Annotated in this window: 17 protein-coding genes and 1 riboswitch; of the genes, 7 read left to right on the top strand and 10 right to left on the bottom strand. The window is 62.0% G+C overall.

The genetic code is table 11. The features are described 5' to 3' along the window. From HNQ36_RS11300 to HNQ36_RS11285, 4 genes are all read left to right on the top strand, one after another. Complete coding sequence (locus HNQ36_RS11300; protein WP_184084952.1) at window positions 1–852, top strand: helix-turn-helix transcriptional regulator; 852 nt, start codon at window positions 1–3, stop codon at window positions 850–852. 23 nt (window positions 853–875) lie between these two features. Beyond that, window positions 876–1,235, top strand: coding sequence for a VOC family protein (locus HNQ36_RS11295; RefSeq protein ID WP_184084949.1), 360 nt, complete (start codon window positions 876–878; stop codon window positions 1,233–1,235). A gap of 30 nt (window positions 1,236–1,265) precedes the next feature. Further along, complete coding sequence (locus HNQ36_RS11290; protein ID WP_184084946.1) at window positions 1,266–1,658, top strand: SRPBCC family protein; 393 nt, start codon at window positions 1,266–1,268, stop codon at window positions 1,656–1,658. Between the two features lie 191 nt (window positions 1,659–1,849). Further along, a complete protein-coding gene (locus HNQ36_RS11285) occupies window positions 1,850–3,061 on the top strand; it encodes an EAL domain-containing response regulator (protein ID WP_184084943.1) in 1,212 nt (403 codons plus the stop codon). Window positions 3,062–3,067: 6 nt separating this feature from the next. On the opposite strand, the gene HNQ36_RS11280 is transcribed toward HNQ36_RS11285, so the two are convergent. From HNQ36_RS11280 to HNQ36_RS11270, 3 genes are all read right to left on the bottom strand, one after another. Beyond that, window positions 3,068–4,495, bottom strand: coding sequence for an MATE family efflux transporter (locus HNQ36_RS11280; RefSeq protein ID WP_184084940.1), 1,428 nt, complete (start codon window positions 4,493–4,495; stop codon window positions 3,068–3,070). Between the two features lie 97 nt (window positions 4,496–4,592). Continuing rightward, window positions 4,593–6,392, bottom strand: a complete 1,800-nt coding sequence (locus tag HNQ36_RS11275; protein ID WP_283814029.1) for an acyl-CoA dehydrogenase family protein — start codon at window positions 6,390–6,392, stop codon at window positions 4,593–4,595. A 140-nt stretch (window positions 6,393–6,532) separates the two neighbouring features. Further along, window positions 6,533–7,639 (bottom strand): 2'-deoxycytidine 5'-triphosphate deaminase, encoded by a 1,107-nt coding sequence (locus tag HNQ36_RS11270; RefSeq protein ID WP_184084938.1) that lies wholly within the window; start codon window positions 7,637–7,639, stop codon window positions 6,533–6,535. Window positions 7,640–7,737: 98 nt separating this feature from the next. Next, window positions 7,738–7,817, top strand: a riboswitch (SAM riboswitch). Between the two features lie 85 nt (window positions 7,818–7,902). Between HNQ36_RS11270 and HNQ36_RS11265 the strand changes: the two genes are divergently transcribed. Next, entirely contained in the window at window positions 7,903–9,135 is a 1,233-nt protein-coding gene (locus HNQ36_RS11265) for an O-succinylhomoserine sulfhydrylase (protein ID WP_184084935.1), read from the top strand. 54 nt (window positions 9,136–9,189) lie between these two features. Here HNQ36_RS11265 and HNQ36_RS11260 read toward each other — a convergent pair whose 3' ends face one another. Genes HNQ36_RS11260 through HNQ36_RS11250 form a run of 3 tightly spaced genes read right to left on the bottom strand, consistent with a single transcriptional unit; the run spans window position 9,190 to window position 12,094 of the window. Beyond that, complete coding sequence (locus HNQ36_RS11260) at window positions 9,190–10,104, bottom strand: SGNH/GDSL hydrolase family protein (protein ID WP_184084932.1); 915 nt, start codon at window positions 10,102–10,104, stop codon at window positions 9,190–9,192. Then, a complete protein-coding gene (locus HNQ36_RS11255; RefSeq protein ID WP_184084929.1) occupies window positions 10,104–10,874 on the bottom strand; it encodes an SGNH/GDSL hydrolase family protein in 771 nt (256 codons plus the stop codon). The genes HNQ36_RS11260 and HNQ36_RS11255 overlap by 1 nt, the downstream gene beginning before the upstream one ends. Then, entirely contained in the window at window positions 10,871–12,094 is a 1,224-nt protein-coding gene (locus HNQ36_RS11250) for an OpgC domain-containing protein (RefSeq protein WP_184084926.1), read from the bottom strand. The genes HNQ36_RS11255 and HNQ36_RS11250 overlap by 4 nt, the downstream gene beginning before the upstream one ends. Before the next feature lie 256 nt (window positions 12,095–12,350). Between HNQ36_RS11250 and apaG the strand changes: the two genes are divergently transcribed. After that, complete coding sequence (gene apaG / locus HNQ36_RS11245) at window positions 12,351–12,743, top strand: Co2+/Mg2+ efflux protein ApaG (RefSeq protein ID WP_184084923.1); 393 nt, start codon at window positions 12,351–12,353, stop codon at window positions 12,741–12,743. On the opposite strand, the gene HNQ36_RS11240 is transcribed toward apaG, so the two are convergent. From HNQ36_RS11240 to HNQ36_RS11230, 3 genes are all read right to left on the bottom strand, one after another. Beyond that, window positions 12,740–13,738 (bottom strand): Hsp33 family molecular chaperone, encoded by a 999-nt coding sequence (locus tag HNQ36_RS11240; RefSeq protein WP_184084920.1) that lies wholly within the window; start codon window positions 13,736–13,738, stop codon window positions 12,740–12,742. The two genes, apaG and HNQ36_RS11240, sit on opposite strands and share 4 nt — an antisense overlap. A 229-nt stretch (window positions 13,739–13,967) precedes the next feature. Beyond that, on the bottom strand, window positions 13,968–14,894 hold the full coding sequence (gene argF / locus HNQ36_RS11235; RefSeq protein ID WP_184084916.1) for an ornithine carbamoyltransferase: 927 nt from the start codon (window positions 14,892–14,894) through the stop codon (window positions 13,968–13,970). Continuing rightward, window positions 14,894–16,114 carry an aspartate aminotransferase family protein gene (locus HNQ36_RS11230; RefSeq protein WP_184084913.1) on the bottom strand — a complete coding sequence of 407 codons (1,221 nt, stop codon included), beginning with the start codon at window positions 16,112–16,114 and terminating at the stop codon, window positions 14,894–14,896. Before HNQ36_RS11230 ends, argF begins: the two co-directional genes overlap by 1 nt. Before the next feature lie 554 nt (window positions 16,115–16,668). Here HNQ36_RS11230 and HNQ36_RS11225 point away from each other — a divergent pair. Further along, window positions 16,669–17,178: a GcrA family cell cycle regulator gene (locus HNQ36_RS11225; RefSeq protein WP_184084910.1), complete on the top strand. Its 510-nt coding sequence runs from the start codon at window positions 16,669–16,671 to the stop codon at window positions 17,176–17,178. Between the two features lie 202 nt (window positions 17,179–17,380). Here HNQ36_RS11225 and HNQ36_RS11220 read toward each other — a convergent pair whose 3' ends face one another. Then, entirely contained in the window at window positions 17,381–18,685 is a 1,305-nt protein-coding gene (locus tag HNQ36_RS11220; protein WP_184084908.1) for an ATP-binding protein, read from the bottom strand.

The following is an 18,685-nucleotide window of genomic DNA, read 5'->3' as shown; positions in this document are numbered from 1 at the left end:
ATGCACGCCCGACCGCTGTTGCAGAGCCCGACCCTGTCCGTGATCGACTACCGGTGCACCATGGGACCGGGCGATGTGCCGTTCCTCGAACAGCACGCGCGGCACTCGCTCTCCTATGTCCGCAGCGGCAGCTTCAGCTACGACACCCGTGGCCGCAGCCACGAACTGGTCGCCGGATCGGTGATGGTGGGCCATGCCGGCGACGAATACACCTGCTCGCACGACCATCACGCCTGCGGCGATGAGTGCCTTTCGTTTCAACTCTCGCCTTCGCTCGCGGACGACATGGGCCTTCGCAAGGACGCCTTGCGTATCGCCTGCGTGCCGCCGACGCCGGAACTCATGGTCTATGGCGAACTGGCGCAGGCCGCCGGACGTGGTGACAGCGACATCGGGATCGACGAAGCCGCAATGCTGTTTGTGAACCGGTTCATCGAAACGACATCGGGGAAAACACAGAAAGCAACGCCCGCTACGGCGCGCGATCGCCGCCGCGCCGTCGAAAGCGCGCTGTGGATGGACGCTAACGCCGATCAGACTGTCGATCTGGAGACGACCGCAAAAGCAGCCGGCGTCAGCCCATTTCATTTCCTGCGGCTGTTCTCGAATGTGCTCGGGGTGACGCCGCATCAGTATCTGGTCCGCGCGCGGCTGCGTCACGCAGCAAGGCTTCTCGCCGACGACGCGCGGTCGATTACCGCGATCGCGTTCGACGTCGGGTTCGGCGACCTGTCGAACTTCGTGCGAACGTTCCATCGCGCCGCCGGCGTGTCGCCCCGGCGGTTCCGCGATGCTGCGCGCGGCGACCGCAAGATTTTCCAAGATCGGCTCAAGGCCGCCGCCGTAGGGTGATCTCCATCGCAAGGGAGATCACCATGTACGACCATATCGGACTGAAAGTCAGAAACCTCGACGCCAGCATCAAATTCTACACGGCTGCGCTAGCGCCGCTCGGTCATGTCCTCTGCTCGCGCGACGACAGCGGCGCGGGATTCGGGCCGAAGGATGCACCGGCACTTTGGCTGCATCTGTCGAAAGAGCCGGAAGGGCCAGGCGCCCATGTCGCTTTCCGCGCCGCCAACCACGACGCCATCAAGGCCTTCCACACTGCGGGACTGAAAGCCGGCGGCCGCGACAATGGCGGCGCAGGTCCGCGCGCGGATTACAGCCCGACCTATTACGCGGCCTTTCTGATCGACCCTGACGGCAACAACGTCGAAGCCGTGTGCACGTAAGAAACATCCCACAACCAAAGGAAGCTGATCATGGCGTCAATTCATAAAGAAGCTCTGCTCGATGCACCGTCGGATCGCGTCTGGGATGCCGTTCGCGATTTCGGAGCGGTTCATACGCGTCTCGCGCACGGGTTCGTGACCGATTGCACGATGGATGACGACGCGCGGATCGTGACGTTTGCAAACGGCACGACTGCGCGGGAGTTGTTCGTCGATTGCGACGATGCAAGACGCCGCCTCGTCTATGCCATTGTCGGCGAGCGCATCAAGCAGCACAGCGCGTCGTTTCAAATCGTCGATGACGGCGCGGGACGCAGTCGATTCATATGGACCGTCGATGTGCTGCCGAACGAAATCGCACCCTATATCAGCGCGCAGATGGACCTCGGCATGATTGCAATGAAGGCAACTCTCGAGGACTGATCCTTTCGTCACACAAGCGACATTCGAACCCAGCTGCAGACAAAACTTCTGCTAAATGCTGCGCAAATTTGAATCATAATCTCCCCTTTAACCTTACCCAAAACCTCAAGGGGATGATTCAATAATTCCACATTTGTGACCGCTCCGTAACGCTATCACTTCCGCGTCTGGGGACAGCGGAGGTGATTCTTATGAGGGTTTTCAAGCCTGCGGAAATAGAGGCCGTTGCGACGTTCGGGCAACGCAAGATGGCACCGCGCGTGTGCATCATCGACCCAAAGCGGCACATCCGCACATTCCTGGCAGACGCCCTCGACGAACTCGGATTCATCGCCAGTGAATGCACGGCAGCGGCGGAACTCCCGACGTTGCTGGAGCAGCAATTACCCGATCTCGTTGTTCTCGGCATGCCGAACGACGGCGTCGAGGCAGGAAACATCCTGAAAATACTGGTCACAAAAATGTTCGACGGCCAGGTGCTGCTGATCGGCTCGCGAGATTCCATCATCGTGAGCGCACTGCGCCAACTCGGAGAAGAGACGGGAATCGCCATGCTGCCACCGCTCGCCACGCCGTTCAGCGCGGATGGCCTGCGGGCAAGCGTCGCCACGCTGCTTCCGCAGAAAGCGCCTCCAAGCCCACCTGTCGATGTCGCAGAGGCCCTCAAGGCCGGCTGGCTGGAACTATGGTATCAGCAGAAAATCGACGCGCATACGCTTGCGCCGCGCGGCGCCGAGGCGTTGGTCCGGATGCGCCATCCGGCGTGGGGTGTCGTGCCTCCCGCGTCCTTCATTCCCGACTCGAAGGACCCACAGTTCAAGGGACTTTCGGATTTCGTGGTGAGCCGCGCGCTTGAGGACTGGCACTACTTTATCGGCCAGCACGGTCCGGTGGACATTTCCATCAATCTGCCGATCGGCTTTCTCGAAGATCCAGCATCCGTCAGCCGGCTGTGCCGCCAGATTCCCGATCATCCGGCATTCGGCGGATTGATCGTTGAGGTCAAGGCCGCCGAGATCATCCGAAATCTCGATCTGGCGATCGATGCCGCCAAGCGGATGCGGTTCCACAACATCGCCATTTCGATCGATGACCTTGGAGTCGACTGGCCGTCACTCTCGGAGTTGAACAGTTTTCCATTCGTCGAGATCAAGGTCGATCGGGAGTTTGTCACTGGCTGTGCGGACAATCGCCTGAAGCAGACGGTGTGCCGCAGTATCCTTGAGTTGGCGGACCGGGTCGGCGCGCGCACCGTCGCCAAGGGCGTGGAGACCAGGTCGGATCTGGTTGCGACCCATGAGATGGGATTCGACCTGGCGCAGGGCTTTTTGTTCGGAAAGCCCGCCAATGCCAAGAAGTTCGCGCGCTCCGCATTGTCGCGCCCGGTCACCGTACTCGAATGAGGATACTCATTCGGCGGCGGCGGCTCGCGGGCCCCAGCTGGTCAGCCGAACGGCTGCGGCGGCGAGAACACCAAGCAAAATCATGGACACCGCCGCCAGCCAGAAAAACTGCGTACTGGTTGCGCCTTGCGACATCAGCCACCAGCCGCCGGCCATGACGAACGCGAGCCGCGCCGTTTGCGCCAGCACCGGCCCGGCCACGCGCGCCGCACCTTGCGCTGAAAAATAAAGTGCGATCGCCAGGCCACCGAACGAGAGAAACGGCCCAACGATCGAAAGATACTCGCGGCTGGCGGCGCGCACGGCGGCATTGTCCGTGAAGATGTTCACCCATACGTCGGGAAAAATGGCGAAGAAGCCACCGACCAGACCGACAGCCGCGAACGACACACCGCCAGCGGTCCATGCAATTCGCCGCGCCCGCGCGATACGGCCGGCACCGATCGCCATTCCGATCATCGGCACCGATGCGATGCCCACGGCAAACGCCAGCGACGTCAGCATGAACTCCAGACGCGCGCCAATGCCGTAACCCGCCAGCACCTCGGTTCCGAAATTCGCCAGCAGATGCGTAAAGATCGTGACCGTCAGCACGATCTGCAGCGGCGAGAAACAGGCAATCGCTCCCACCTGCAGGATGTCGTAGAACATAGTGCGCTGAAACCGGAAGCCCTTGAAAGACAGTTTCACGCGGCTGCGGCCCGACAACAGATACCACGCCATGATGGCCGCTCCGATCAAGAACGCCACCAGCGTGCCGGCCGCAACACCGCGCATGCCGAATGCCGGCACTGGTCCGAGACCCAGACCCAGTACGCCGCCGAACAGAATCTGAAAGAATGCCGAATTCAGAATGATCGCCGAGGGCAGTTTCATGTTGCCGGTCCCGCGCAGCAACGCCGCCAGCGTGTTCATGATCCATGGCAGAACAGCGCCGCCAAAGAAGATCTGCGAATAGCCGATGGCCTCGCTCAGAACACGGCCGCTGCCGCCGAGCGCGGCAAACAGATACGGCCCGAAAATCAGCATCCCGATCATGAAAGTCAGGCCGAAACAGACGCCGATCATCAGCGCATGCACCGCAAGCGCAGATGCACGCTCGGCATCGTCGGCGCCAAGCGCACGCGCGATCGCGGAGGCGACACCGCCGCCCATCGCGCCGCCGGACATGGTCATCATCAGAATGACGAATGGAAACACCAGCGCCATCGCAGCCAGCGGCTCGACGCCGAGGCGACCGATATACGATGTCTCCGCGATTGCCACGCAAGTGCCTGCGGTCAAAGCGACGACGTTGGGAGCCGCCAGTTTCAGCAGCGTCGGCAGGATCGGACCGTCGAGCAGCGGATTCTTTCGCGGACCTCTGACAGGCGGCAGCGGCGGCTTCGGTTCCGCCTGCACCACAGGAATTTCGGCAGCTCCAAGTTCGGACATGCACTCCCCGGTGCGACGGTCTTATTAAAATCTCAGCAGCCGTCTTTGCCGCTCACAAATATCAAAATTGCACACCACAATAGCGCGGCGCAGCGGACTAAGTCCCCAACAGAGCAGCCGCGTCCGTCATCGCCAGCGGCCTGTCGCCAAGCAGCCGGTCGGCAATCACGCCATCGCCTCCGCCCGGCAGGACAGTGAACGGGTCCTGCGCGGTCAGCCGGTGATCGACGACGAGCTTTGAGAGCAGCAGCCGGCGCGCGTCGCCGCGCATCGCGTGAATCCGGCTGCCTTCCCAGGCGAACGTCACCGCGCTGGCGACGTGATAGAGCGTGCTGGTGGCGCGTCGGGCTTCGGCTTCGTTCTCGGATCGGCCCGCCACATCGCGAGCAAAACCGATGGCCTTGTCTGTCAGGTTGCGGAGACGATTGCGCCAGCCCAGCGGAATGCCTGATGCATCGTCGATCCGCGCATGCAGATCAGCTCCGAGGGCCGCTTCCGCGCCGTGGCGGCCGACGGCACGCTTAAGCGTATCGAGGGCCACGATGTTGCCGGTGCCCTCCCAGATCGAACCGAGATGCGCGTCGCGCAGCAATCGCGGCGTCGCGAATTCTTCGATGTAGCCGATACCCCCGCGCATCTCGAGCGCCTCGCCGCACACCTTGCGGGCATCGCGCGTGGCGCGATACTTCAGCGTCGGCGTCAGCACGCGCAGCAATGCCGCCGCATCCTGGCTACCCGCCTCGGCGCGATCCAGCGCATCGGCTGTGACGAAGCTCATCGACACGGCCTGTTCGGTCGCGAGCATGATTTTCATCAATTGCCTGCGCGCCAGCGGCATATCGACAATGCGGCGGCCGAACACGACGCGGTTGTTCGCCACCGTGTTCGCATCGTGATGGGCGCGGCGCATCAACGCCGCCGACTTCACGCCGTTGGACAGCCGCGACCAGTTGACCATCTCGGCCATCTGCACGAAACCACGATCGAGCCGCCCGACCGCATAGGCGATTGCACCTTCCAACTTGATCTCGCCCGACGCCATCGAGCGGGTGCCGAGTTTATCCTTGAGACGGACGATGCGGTAATGGTTCGGCGATCCGTCATCGAGCCGCCGCGGCATCAGGAAAAGCCCCACGCCCTGCGTACCGCCGACCGCGCCTTCGGGCCGCGCCAGCAGCATCACCACTTCGGCGTCCGCATTCGAGCAGAACCACTTCTCGCCATGCAGCCGCCAGTGATCGCCTTCCTGCACGGCAGTTGTGGTCAGCTTGCCGACGTCGGAGCCGCCTTCCTTTTCCGTCATGAACTGACCGCCCTGGGTCAGCTTCGCCATGTCGGTTTGCGTCAGGCCATCGAGATACTTTGCCTTGAGCGCATCGTCGCCGAACCGCGACAGCAGACGTGCCGCGCCGTCGGTGACGTTGATCGGACATCCAAGTCCGAACTCGGCCTGATTGAACAGGAAGGTGAAGGCATGCTTGGCCACGGCCGGATAGGTGTCGGACCAGCCGAGAATGCCCTTGCGATGCGACATCGCATGGATGCCGAACTCGCCATAGGCCGCGCGTTCAAGTTCGCGATAGGCCGGATGATATTCGATCCATTGCCGGTCGTTGCCGAAGCGATCACGCTGATGCAACACCGGGCCATGCTTGTCGGCGAGACGTGCGCACTCGTCGAGGTGGCCGCCGGCGAGCCCGCCGAGGCGATCGAGATGCGGTTCGATATGCTGAAACAGCGCAGCGGGCAGATGGACACGCAGCAGATCTGCGAGAATCGGATCGGCGCGATAGAAATTCATGCCCGACGTGTCAGGCGCGATCAAACCGACTGCGGATTTTGATCCGGTCGTCGAAACTGGTATCTCGGCGCGTGGCGTTTTTGCGGCTGCAACCATGGCGTTTCATCCCTACCGGGATCTCTCCCGTTGTTTTCAGGAATGATCCGGTATTTGGATGCTAACGGCAAGCAGGCCCGGGAGCCGCTGACGACATGGGAGAAATGTGCGGCGAGAGGACTTAATTCGCAGAGCGGAACTTACGTCCGGAAATGCTTCGACAGCTTGAGGCCCTGCCCCTGATAGTTCGACGCAATGCGCTGACCGTAGAGCGCGTCGGGACGCGACAGCATTTTTTCATAGACCAGCCGCCCGACGATCTGGCCGTGTTCGAGAATGAACGGCACTTCGCGCGATCGCACTTCCAGCACCGCGCGCGAGCCCTGCCCGCCTGCACCCGCATAGCCGAAGCCGGGATCGAAGAAGCCCGCATAGTGCACGCGGAATTCGCCGACCAGCGGATCGAACGGCACCATCTCGGCAGCGAAATCCGGCGGCACCTGCACCGCTTCCTTGGATGCGAGAATGTAGAACTCGCCGGGATCGAGGATCAGGCTGCGATCCGGCCGCGCGCGGATCGGCTCCCAGAACTCGCCCACGGTGTATCCGGCGCGGCGATCGACATCGACCACTCCGGTGTGGCGCTTCGCACGGTATCCAACGAAACCATCGGAACCTTCACCGGACAGGTCGACGCTCAGCGCCACGCCGCCGACGAGATCGGCCTCGTCGCTATCGACCAGCCGCTCGGCTGCGTGCAGCGCGTGCAGTTCATCGGCATCGAGCAACGGATGACCGGTGCGGAAACGGATCTGCGACAGCCGCGATCCCTCGCGCAACAACACCGGGAATGTCTTGGGGCTGATCTCCGCATAGAGCGGGCCGTGATAACCGGCGGCAATCATGTCGAAGCGGCGCGTGCCGTCGGCGATCACGCGGGTGAACACGTCGAGGCGGCCGGTGGAGCTTTTCGGATTTGCCGCGGCCTGAATTGTCGGCGGCAGCGCAAGGCTTTCCAGCAGCGGCACGATATAGACGCAGTTGGTCTCGAGCACCGCGCCATCGGACAGATCGATCTCGTGCAGCTTCAGTTCGTCGATGCGCTGGGCAACCGTCATGTCCGGTCCCGGCAGAAAGCTGGCGCGGACGCGATAGGCAATCGAACCGAGGCGCAGATCGAGACTGGCCGGCTGGATCTGGCTTTCAACGAAGGGATATTCGGGCAGGATCAGCCCGGCATCGGCCATCGCCGCAATCATGCGGTCGGGCAGAATTCCTGTCGCGTCGGGGGCAAGTGTGAAGGCCACGGGCTAGTCCTCGGCTACCAGATGATCCGGCAAAATAAGCATTTTATCGGTTATCCGATGGGGTGCTTGACGGAAAGACCATGCGGGATTAAGCCTAGGACTTATCCCGTGGTCATTTGAGCCGGCCGGCTTGCAGCCACGTTAAATAACTCGCTAAACAGGCCGGGGACAGTGTGATCCCGGCCGGTTGTTTTCCAGAAATGGAAATTTTTTCCAGGCCGGTTTTTTTGTGTCCATCGTGAGGTGGCCACGATGGAGTGCACATGTCCGAGACCAAAACACCTGCGGCCAATCCTTCCGGAAACAAGCCGCCATCCCCGACCCGCAACTATCGTCCTGAAACCCGCCTCGTGCATTCCGGCACGCTGCGCTCGCAATACGGCGAAACCTCCGAGGCGCTGTTCCTGACGCAGGGGTTCATCTACGATACCGCCGAGCAATGCGAAGCGCGGTTCACCGGCGCGGATCCCGGTTTCCTGTATTCGCGGTTCTCGAATCCGACAGTATCGATGTTCGAGCAGCGCATGGTCGAACTTGAGGGCGCCGAGGCCGCGCGCGCCACCGCCACCGGCATGGCCGCGGTCACCACGGCAATTCTCGCTCCGCTGAAATCCGGCGATCACGTTGTCGCAGCGAAGGCGCTGTTCGGCTCCTGCCGTTACGTCGTGGAAGACCTGCTGCCACGTTACGGCATCGAGTCCACCTTGGTGGACGGCCACGATCTCGATCAGTGGCAGAAGGCGATGCGGCCGAATACCAAGTCGTGCTTCCTCGAAAGCCCGACCAACCCGACCCTCGACGTTGTCGACATCGGCGCTGTCGCGGAAATCGCGCATCGCGGCGGTGCGCGACTGATCGTGGACAACGTGTTCGCGACACCGATCTGGCAGAGCCCGCTCGCGCTCGGCGCGGACGTCGTGGTTTATTCAGCGACCAAGCATATCGACGGTCAAGGCCGCTGCCTTGGCGGCGTTATCCTCTCGTCGGAGGCATTCATCCAGGAGCATATCCATACGTTCCTGCGCCAGACCGGTCCGGCGATGTCGCCATTCAACGCCTGGGTGCTGCTGAAGGGCCTTGAGACGCTGAGCATCCGCGTCAAGGCGCAAACCGAGACGGCCGGCGCAATCGCCGACGCGCTGGCAAAGCATCCGAAAATCTCGCGGCTGGTCTATCCGGGCCGCGCCGATCATCCGCAGGCCGCGATCGTGAAGAAGCAGATGCGTGCGGGCTCGACGCTGATCGGCTTCGAGGTCAAGGGCGGCAAGGCGGCAGCGTTCCGCACGCTGAACGCGCTGAAGCTGGCGCGCATTTCCAATAACCTCGGCGATTCGAAAAGCATCGTCACCCATCCGGCGACAACGACCCACCAGCGTCTGACACCGAAAGCGCGCGCCGAACTCGGCATCAGCGAAGGGTTCATCCGCTTCTCCGCAGGGTTGGAGCATCAGGACGATCTGATCGAGGATCTGACCGCCGCGCTGGAGAAGGCGTGACGCACGCTTCATCTCATGCGTGGATAACTCCACGCATGAGAGCCTGTTGGGTACCTACATCGGCCGATATGTCATGACATTGCTCGGAATGTTGACGCCGGCCTTTACCTGCCCGACCGACTTGATGATGGTGTCGCCGAGCAGCTGAGCAAAGCAGGCGTAACCCCAGTCGTTCATGTGCAGGCCGTCACCGATCACGAACTTGTCGAATGGCATTTTCTCGTCCTCGTGCCATTGCCGCATGACTTCGAAACGTGGAAACACCGATACGTTCTTGAGCCTGGCGACTTCGCCGATCAGCTTCACCATCCTCCCGGCGTTCTCGGTTTTTGCAGTCACCGCCGGCACATATTGCGGATCGATCAGCACGACATCGATGCCGCGGGCCTGAAGGCGCGCGATGCCGTCTTCCACCAACGCTGCGGTAGCGGCAATGTCGCTGGCGTTGCCCTTGACGACGGTGTTGGTGCCGAGTTGCCAGATCACGAGATCGGGGTCCGCATCGAGAACGGCGGCATCGAACCGCTTCATCATTTCGGGCGCATCCTGTCCGCCCATGCCGCGATTGATGATCGTGATGTCGGACGTCGGGAATTTCCGGCGCAACTGATCGGCAAGCCGGTTCGGATAGGTATAGGCCGGCGATGACGTGCCGAATCCGACCGTGGTGGAGGAGCCGAACGCGACGATGGTGACCGGTTCATCCGCAGCGATCCGCCGCGCAACCCGAGGCAGCGATCCCGAAATGTCCTTCAATCCCTTGGCAGGCAGGCACGGCACGCGGGTGAAAATATCTCCCGCAGTGCTGGCCGCGCTCTTCGCCGCTTCGACAGCTTTGGTGGCAAGACCCTTTTGACTTTTTTGCGGTGAAGCAGCGTCCGACGGCGTGGCCTGCGCCAAAGCGGAGCGCGCTGCGAGCGAGCCAAACAGCATCGCCGCCACACCCACAGAACGCATACTGAAACGCATCAACGTTGAATCCTGAGCTCCGCCGGGTTGATGCGCGACGCTTCCACGACCATGGCCGCCAACGCACGGCCGATACAATCGTGGACACGTTTCGCCATTCCGTATCCGTGGACCGAACCGAAAAGGTCGAAATCACCGGCATCGTTCCAGTGCCGCATGATCGAAAACCGGTCGAACATCGGCACCTCGTACTGCTGCGCGACGACCCGCATCGTATCGTTATACGGCCCAACCGAGAGCATCGTTTCCATACGTGGATTGTACTGGAGATTGATCAAGAGCACGTCGGAACCAGATTTCTGCAATGCCTCGACCCCGGCGTCGAGTGCCGTTCGAAAGTCGTCGGGATCGACCGAGCGTATCGCATCGACAGTGCCGGTCTGCCAGATCACCAGATCCGGTTTCTGATCCGGCGGCAGCTTGTCCATCATCTGGCCGAAACCCTGCGCGGCCTCCGCAGCGGTTTTCTTCGGCCGCAACTCGGTCCTGACATTGACGGTCACGCCCGCAAGAGCTTCGCGCAGCGCAGCCTCCAGACGAGAGGGATACGACATGCTCGCGCCGTCAGATCCAGGCAATGTCGAGGAGCCGCTGCCGGCGACAAGGATGTCCAGCCGCTTCCGTGTCTTGATCGCATCGGCGACTTTCGGAAGCGCGCTCTCGGTCGCCAGGAGATAGGCCGGCACCGCGCAGCCGGGAGCGTCCTCGGCGCGCGACGGAGCCGTCACCAGGAGAGCCGCAAACAGACCTGCAACCAGTAGTGCTTTCATGACCCGCCTCCGGCAAGGTCGGCGTCGCTTTCCGCGGCTTTCGCACGCTTGTCGCTCTTGCTCGTTTCGCTCTTGTACCACGAAAACAACGACGCCGCGGCAGACATGATGACGACCCCCGCAACGCTGACAAGGAAATGCATCCATGCCCCGCCGGAGACTTCAGCAAGGACGAAATGTCCCGCAAATGCGAGAAAGACCCCGAGACAGAATATCTCCAGCGAATGCTGGCCGCACCGGATCACCGGGCGGAGCCATATCGATTTCAAGCCCGGCCAGTCGGCGGGAATGAACCGCACCGTAATCGCCGCCAATGCCAGAAAATGGGCAAAGCGGAGCACATCGAGGTCGGTCTTGTTGATCGGATACATCCAGCTTTCCAGCCAGCGCGGCATGAAGATATTCAACCGCGGCACATGCCAGGTCAGCGTCACACAGAATGCGAACACGAGATAGGCGATGCAAAGCCAGAGCGTGATGTCGGAGGACAGGATACGGCCCATTCGCTTCGCCCCGCCGAGCGCGCACCACGCGCCGAACACGAACAGCAACTGCCAGGCGAACGGATTGAAGAACCATGTCCCGTTCGGATAGGCCGGAAGCGCAAGATCGAACTCCCATGTGATGGCGTAAAGCAATACCGACAGTGCCAACGCCAGATCCGCCTTTCGCTGCATCAGCCAGATGATCAACGGCAGAAAGATCATCAGCACGATGTAGAGCGGCAGTACGTCCATGTTGACGGGCCGGAATTTCAGCAGCAGCGCCTGGACGATCGTCACGTCGGGCTGCTTGAGAAAATCCAGAATTCCCATTTCTTCCGCATAGAGCGGGTTGTCGAACTTTGTCGCGATATAGGAGATTTCGGCAAGGTAGATCGTGAACAGAAAAACATGCGCGACGTAGATTTGCCATACGCGCTTGAAGATGCGCGCGCTCGCCACCACGAAACCGCGATCGAGCATTGCCCGGCTGTATACGAATGCCGCCGTGTAGCCCGAGATGAAAATGAAGATCTCGGTGGCGTCGCTAAAGCCGTAGTTGCGAATGGTGAACCAGGTCAGGATATTCGGCGGAAGATGATCGATGAAGATCAGCCACAGCGCCATGCCGCGAAACAGATCGAGACGCAATTCGCGTTCGCCGGCCGCAACCGGAAGAACCGTGACCTTTACGGCAGGTGCTTTCACGACAGCCTGATCGGTCGTCACGAACGTCATACGAGTCCAGTCCGTTTCAGTGCAGTTCCGTCGGGAGGCCGGCACACACTCTAATTCTATGGAAGATCGAGGCGGCCCGCAAATTGCAGGGATTCCATTGGACAGGCCGCGTCGAGAATGCTGAATGACAACGATGTTGAAACAATGATCGGCCCCATTTCGTATCCTGTGCAGACCGCCTGCAAAATACGATGTTCAATGCCTACGCAAGGAGCACGGGGTCTGTTATTCTACGCCCCGAATATGGACTGATCCCATGTACCGCGCCGTGACTCGCCAGATTGAAGTCATCGTCGAACCGAACTTCCTTCCCGAGCGCTCGTCCGCAGAGGATAGCCGGTACTTCTGGGCGTACACGATTGCCATCGTCAATTCCGGAACCGAAACCGTCCAGCTCAAGACGCGGCACTGGATCATCACCGACGGCGCAGGCCGCAGCCAGGAGGTTCGCGGCGAAGGCGTGGTGGGGGAGCAGCCCGTGCTCGAACCCGGCGAACGGTTCGAATACACCAGCGGAGTTCCGCTGCAGACGCCGTCCGGATTCATGACCGGCAGCTATCAGATGGTGACAGAAAGCGGCGAGCCGTTCGAGATCGACATCCCCGCGTTCTCACTCGATAGCCCGAACTACAAGCGGACGCTGAATTAACTTTCGGCGGCCTTCTGCTCCGGGACCACGCCCGCCTCGTCCGGCGTGAATTCGTAGACCGAGCTGCAGAACTCACAGGTCACGACCACCTTGCCGTTCTCGACCATGTCGGCGCGGTCCTTCGGCGTGAAGCTGCCCAGCATTCCGGCCACCGCCTCGCGCGAGCATGAGCACTGCGCGCGGATCGCCTGCACCGGAAACACTCGCACGCCGCGCTCGTGAAACAGCCTGAACAACAACCGCTCTCCCGACAGGTCGGGATCGATCAGTTCGACGTCCTCGATGGTGCCGAACAGCGCGCGGCTCTCGGCCCAGGCGTCATCCTCAGGCACGTCGTGAGCGACCGCGCCTTCCGGCGCGTCGCCGGGGTGCAGATCGGCTTGCCGCGCACGCTCGGGCGCCTTCGGCAAGAACTGCATCAGCATGCCGCCGCCGCGCCAGCAATGCTTCGGCCCATCGCCCCCGCGAAACTCCTCACCGACCGCGAGCCGCACCCGCGTTGGAATCTGCTCGGAGCGCAGGAAATACTCATGCGCGGCGTCTTCCAGATTGCCGCCCTCCAGCGCCACGAGCCCCTGATAGCGGCTCATGTCAGCGCCCTGATCGATGGTCATGGCAAGGTGGCCGTGGCCGAGCAGCGCTGCAGAGTCCTGGCCTGCCTTGAGCTTGCTGGCATCGTAACGGGCATAAGCACGCAGGCGATCGGGCGCCTGAAAATCGACAACGATCAGCGACACCGGGCCGTCGGTCTGGGTTTGCAGGATGAAGCGGCCCTCGAACTTGAGTGTCGAACCGAGCAGCGTCGTAAGCACGATGGCTTCGCCGAGCAGCTTGCCGACCGGCGCGGGATAATCGTGCTTGGTGAGAATCTCATCGAGCGCCGGGCCCATCTTCGTCAGCCGGCCGCGCACATCAAGCGCACTTACATCGAAGGGCAGCACGGCATCGTCCACCGGCGTTGCGGAGGGGGCACGAATTTGGCTTTCGAGAGTCATGTCAGGCGCATTCTTGTCAGGAGGAACCGGATTGCCGCAGTGAAAGCTCAAACCATATCGGTCTGACTTTCGGCCCCAGGGCAATGGTGGGTCAAGCAGGGTATCCGCCCCATATAGGGTGCTTCGTTCCGCAAAAAAGGGAGCGGATCGGGAACAGTGACGTCCGGCCCGAAGTGCGCGAAAGGCTGCAAATAAGCACCCGGGATGAGGTCACGGGCACCGAACACACTCAGTCAATCGCGCGCAAGCACCAGGCCAGAATGCCCTTCTGCGCGTGCATGCGATTTTCCGCCTCGTCGAACACCACCGACTGCGGGCCGTCGATCACCTCGTCGGTGACTTCGTCGCCGCGATGCGCCGGCAGGCAGTGCATGAAAATGGCGCCGGGATTGGCCAGCGACATCAGCTTGGCGTTGACCTGATAGGGCTTCAGCAGATTGTGCCGATGTTCGCCATCCTTGTCGCCCATCGACACCCAGGTGTCGGTGACGATGCAATCTGCACCGCGCACCATTTCTTCGGCCTTGGTGCCGAGCACGATCGGCGCACCCGTGGTCTTGATCCAGTCTTTCAGCAGCTTGTTCGGCGCCAGTTCCGGCGGCGTCGCGACACGCAGATTGAAACCGAACCGCTCCGCGGCATGCGCCCACGACGCCAGCACGTTGTTGTCGTCGCCGGTCCACGCCACGGTGCGTCCCTTGATCGGGCCGAGATGTTCTTCGAACGTCATGACGTCAGCCATCACCTGACAGGGATGCGAGCGCCGGGTCAGTCCGTTGATCACAGGCACGGTCGCATGCGCCGCAAGCTCGGTCAGCGCCTCATGGTTGAGAATCCGGATCATGATGGCATCGACGAAACGCGAGAGCACCCGGGCGGTATCGGCGATAGTTTCGCCGCGCCCGAGCTGCATTTCAGCGCCGGTCAGCATGATGGCCTCGCCGCCGAGCTGACGCATGCCGACATCGAACGACACGCGGGTACGTGTTGACGGCTTGTCGAAGATCATGGCCAGCGTCTTGCCCTCAAGCGGCTTGCTCGACATATCGCCGGCCTTGCGCTTGTTCTTCATCGCCACGCTGGCGTCGAGGATCGCACGCAACTCCTTGGTGGGCACGTCAAACAGATCGAGGAAATGTCGGGGAGACGTCGTCATTATACCGCCTCGCGCCGCGCCGACGTCCGCGTGAACTTCGTGCAGACGCGCTCGATGCGCGACACTGCATCATCGATCTCCGCCTCGGAGACAATCAGCGGCGGCAGCAGCCGCACGACGTTTTCACCGGCTCCGACTGTGAGCAGTTTCTCATCGCGCAGCGCGCCGACGAGATCACCCGCCGGAATCACGGCCTTGAGGCCGATCAGCAGGCCTTCGCCACGGACTTCTTCGACCACGTCGGGATAGCGATCGACGATCGATGCGAGCTTCTGTTTCAGCACCAGCGACGAGCGCTGAACGCTCTCAAAGAACTTCGGCGCCAGCATCACATCGAGCACGGCGTTACCTGCCGCCGCAGCGAGCAGATTGCCGCCGAAGGTCGAACCGTGTGTACCCGGCGTCATGCCGGCTGCAGCGTCGACAGTGGCAAGGCACGCGCCCATCGGAAATCCGCCGCCAAGCGCCTTCGCCAGACCCATGATGTCAGGCGTGACGCCGGTCCATTCATGGGCGAACAGTTTGCCGGTGCGGCCCATGCCGGTCTGCACTTCGTCGAACACCAGAACGAGTTTGTTGTCGTCACAGAGCTGCCGCAGCGCGCGGAAGAACGCGGGATCCGCGGCGCGTACGCCACCCTCGCCCTGCCAGGGCTCGATCAGGATGCCTGCGGTATGCGGACCGATTGCCTTCTTGGTCGCTTCGAGATCGCCGAGCGGCACCTGGTCGAAGCCTTCAACACGCGGCCCGAAACCTTCGAGATATTTCTGCTGGCCGCCCGCGGCGAGCGTCGCGAGCGTGCGGCCGTGGAATGCGCCTTCAAACGTAATGAGCCGGTAGCGTTCCGGCCTGCCATTCACCGCCTGAAACTTGCGCGCCATCTTGATGCACGCTTCCATCGCTTCCGCGCCGGAGTTGCAGAAGAACGCCACGTCGGCGAAGCTTGCATCACACAGCCGCGTCGCGAGCCGCTCGCCTTCCGGAATCGTGAAAAGATTCGAGACATGCCACAGCTTCGCGGCCTGCTCCTGCACTGCAGCGACCAGATGCGGATGGGCATGGCCAAGCGCATTCACCGCGACACCGCTGGTGAAATCGAGATAGCGGTCGCCGTTGGTTGCGATCAGCCACGGGCCCTCACCGCGCTCGAAAGCGACGTCGGCGCGGGCAAAAACCGGCAACATGTGAGAGTCGAGATGCGGCTTGGCTGTGTGGCTCATGGCGACCTGATCGAGGGTATGGGCCAACAGCATCGCGATCGCGTCAGCGCTTGTCGCTCAGTTGCCTGCCCCGGAAACGAAACGTGCCGCCCGAAAAGGCGGCACGCGGCGGTTATTCTATTGGTGAGAGGTGTGGTGTCAATCCACGCCCGCTCTTCCGGACCTCAAACGAGCGCCCGTTTGTCGCTGCGATAAGCGAAAAACCAGCATTTTCCGACCTGTTCCAGCGCCTCGGCACCCATCTCAGCCAGGAAAACGTCATTTGCAGGCGACGCACAATGACCGAATTTATTTGCTTTCTAGCCGGAACATGTGGACGCGCAACGGCCGACTCTTGCGCGTGAGTCACGGCATATTGTAGCATTCCTGACGTTGGGTACGACATCTCGTGCGGCAGTTCTGATCCTTGCTTGTCTTCGGTACGGCGTAAACGCCCGGTCGCTTTTCATGCAACCGGCGAGGGCTAAGGGATTCTGCCGACAGGGATTTTGGACGGTTTGCAATCGCGACGCCGCGTCAAAAATGGCCGGCGCGATACCAAAAGGAAGAGTGCGATGACGGTAATGAGCTGGACCGACGATCGCGTTGAGCAGTTGAAGAAGCTTTGGGAAGCCGGACTTTCGGCAAGCCAGATCGCCGCTGAACTCGGAAACATCACCCGCAACGCCGTGATCGGCAAGGTGCACCGACTGGGCTTGTCCGGCCGCGCCAAGAGCCCCTCATCGGCGGCGCCGCGGCAGCGCAAGGCAGCGCGGCCCGCGCAGCACATGATGCGGATCAGCCGCCCGGTGTCGCGCGGCAATACCGCGCTCGCCCACGCGTTTGACGTCGAGGCCGAACCCGATCCGATCGCGTACGACAACGTGGTGCCGATGAGCCAGCGGTTGAGTCTGCTGGAACTGAATGAAAGCACCTGCCATTGGCCGGTCGGCGATCCAGGCAGCGCGGACTTCTTTTTCTGCGGCGGCAAGGCCCTCAACAGTCTGCCTTACTGCGCGCATCACTCGCGCGTCGCCTATCAGCCGGCGAGCGACCGGCGCCGCACCTCGCGGCCGACAAAGTAGGCGAAAGCTCAACGCTTCGAGCAACATACGACGCGAAAAAGCCTCATCGAACCGATGAGGCTTTTTTGTTGCGAAGTGGCGGCGGACTTCGATGCAAATGGCGGCTTTGTGAACGTACGGCGAAACTGCGGCTGCGCCATCGCTCTTCTAGACGGGCATGATCGTGTCCGAAAACCGGTTCCCACTTTTCGGGATCATGCCCCTATTCCTTCGCCGCTGTCATCGCGGACTTGGTCGCCGGGAAGCATGCGGTGAAGGTCGCACCGTGTCCGAACACGCTCTCGATCAGCAGCCGACCGCGATGACGAATGAGGATGTGCCTGACCAGTGACAGACCGAGGCCGGTGCCGCCCTGCGCACGGCTGTCGCCGGCATCGACACGATAGAACCGCTCGGTCAGCCGAGGCAGATGCTCGGGCGGAATGCCGGGACCGAAATCGCGCACCGCGAAACGAACTTCACCGGTCGCATCATCAGGCACAGGCTCGGTCAGCGACACCATCACGCGGCCGCCGGACGCACCGTACTTGAGACCATTTTCGATCAGGTTCTCGAACACCCGCAGCAATTCTTCGGTATCGCCTGCGATCAGCACAGGCGCCGGCGGCAGTTCGATCTCGATGGCGACCTGCCGTTCGCTCGCCAGCGGCTCGAGGCCGTCGATCACCTGATGCACCAGCGGCACGACATCGACCAGCTTCTCGGGACGCACATGCGCACTCAGTTCGACCCGCGACAGCGACAGGAGATCGTCGATCAGCCGCGCCATGCGCGTCGCCTGTGTATGCATGATGCCGAGGAAGCGCTCGCGCGCTTTCGGATCCTCGCGCGCCGGGCCCTGCAGCGTATCGATGAAACCCGACAGCGCCGCCAGCGGCGTGCGCAACTCGTGACTCGCATTGGCGACGAAGTCTGCGCGCATTTCCTCGACCCGGCGCAGCGGGGTCTGGTCGTGGAACGTCATCAGAATGCAATATTCGCTGCCGCCGAACGCGGTCGGCAGCGACAGCGGCGTCACGATCAATTCCATCCAGCGATCGATGGGAACGTGATCGACATAGCTGGCGCGTTGCGGCTGGCGGGTGGCGATGGCCTCGCGAAGTGCGGCGATGATCTCGGGCGAGCGCAGCGCGAATAGCGCCAGTTCGTTCTTGCGCAAGGCCGGCGCCAGCTGTCCCGCAGCAGTATTGAAATGCAGCACGCGTCCGGCGCGATCCAGCAGCACCGCCGCGTCCGGCATTCCGCCGACCAGCGCCTGCACTACCGGCGTTTCAGCGGGCCGCGCGCCGATCATGTCTTCGCTGGTGGGGACAGACTGATGCAGATGCCACGGCACCAACGCCGCGCCAGCAATCACAATGAATATCAATCCGGCCTGCGGCAACGTCAGGCCGCCGAACACCACCGACGCGGCGAGGCCAAGTGCGGTCGCGATCAGGATGATCGCCGACCGCCGCAACCGATCCGGCCACGGCGCGAAACTTGAATTGGGGGATGTCACCGTCAT

This window comes from Afipia massiliensis (genome assembly GCF_014203115.1).
In the GTDB taxonomy this organism is placed as follows: domain Bacteria; phylum Pseudomonadota; class Alphaproteobacteria; order Rhizobiales; family Xanthobacteraceae; genus Afipia; species Afipia massiliensis.
The sequence above is the reverse complement of the archived record's forward strand: the minus strand, read 5'-3'. Positions and strand labels throughout refer to the sequence as shown.

Bases quoted from the DNA above. Each gene is read 5' to 3' on its own strand.
- HNQ36_RS11300 (WP_184084952.1), top strand. From the start codon at position 1: ATGCACGCCCGACCGCTGTTGCAGAGCCCGACCCTGTCCGTGATCGAC.
- HNQ36_RS11295 (WP_184084949.1), top strand. From the start codon at position 876: ATGTACGACCATATCGGACTGAAAGTCAGAAACCTCGACGCCAGCATC.
- HNQ36_RS11290 (WP_184084946.1), top strand. From the start codon at position 1,266: ATGGCGTCAATTCATAAAGAAGCTCTGCTCGATGCACCGTCGGATCGC.
- HNQ36_RS11285 (WP_184084943.1), top strand. From the start codon at position 1,850: ATGAGGGTTTTCAAGCCTGCGGAAATAGAGGCCGTTGCGACGTTCGGG.
- HNQ36_RS11280 (WP_184084940.1), bottom strand. From the start codon at position 4,495: ATGTCCGAACTTGGAGCTGCCGAAATTCCTGTGGTGCAGGCGGAACCG.
- HNQ36_RS11275 (WP_283814029.1), bottom strand. From the start codon at position 6,392: ATGGTTGCAGCCGCAAAAACGCCACGCGCCGAGATACCAGTTTCGACG.
- HNQ36_RS11265 (WP_184084935.1), top strand. From the start codon at position 7,903: ATGTCCGAGACCAAAACACCTGCGGCCAATCCTTCCGGAAACAAGCCG.
- HNQ36_RS11260 (WP_184084932.1), bottom strand. From the start codon at position 10,104: ATGCGTTTCAGTATGCGTTCTGTGGGTGTGGCGGCGATGCTGTTTGGC.
- HNQ36_RS11255 (WP_184084929.1), bottom strand. From the start codon at position 10,874: ATGAAAGCACTACTGGTTGCAGGTCTGTTTGCGGCTCTCCTGGTGACG.
- HNQ36_RS11250 (WP_184084926.1), bottom strand. From the start codon at position 12,094: ATGACGTTCGTGACGACCGATCAGGCTGTCGTGAAAGCACCTGCCGTA.
- apaG (WP_184084923.1), top strand. From the start codon at position 12,351: ATGTACCGCGCCGTGACTCGCCAGATTGAAGTCATCGTCGAACCGAAC.
- HNQ36_RS11240 (WP_184084920.1), bottom strand. From the start codon at position 13,738: ATGACTCTCGAAAGCCAAATTCGTGCCCCCTCCGCAACGCCGGTGGAC.
- argF (WP_184084916.1), bottom strand. From the start codon at position 14,894: ATGACGACGTCTCCCCGACATTTCCTCGATCTGTTTGACGTGCCCACC.
- HNQ36_RS11230 (WP_184084913.1), bottom strand. From the start codon at position 16,114: ATGAGCCACACAGCCAAGCCGCATCTCGACTCTCACATGTTGCCGGTT.
- HNQ36_RS11225 (WP_184084910.1), top strand. From the start codon at position 16,669: ATGACGGTAATGAGCTGGACCGACGATCGCGTTGAGCAGTTGAAGAAG.
- HNQ36_RS11220 (WP_184084908.1), bottom strand. From the start codon at position 18,685: ATGACGGTGACATCCCCCAATTCAAGTTTCGCGCCGTGGCCGGATCGG.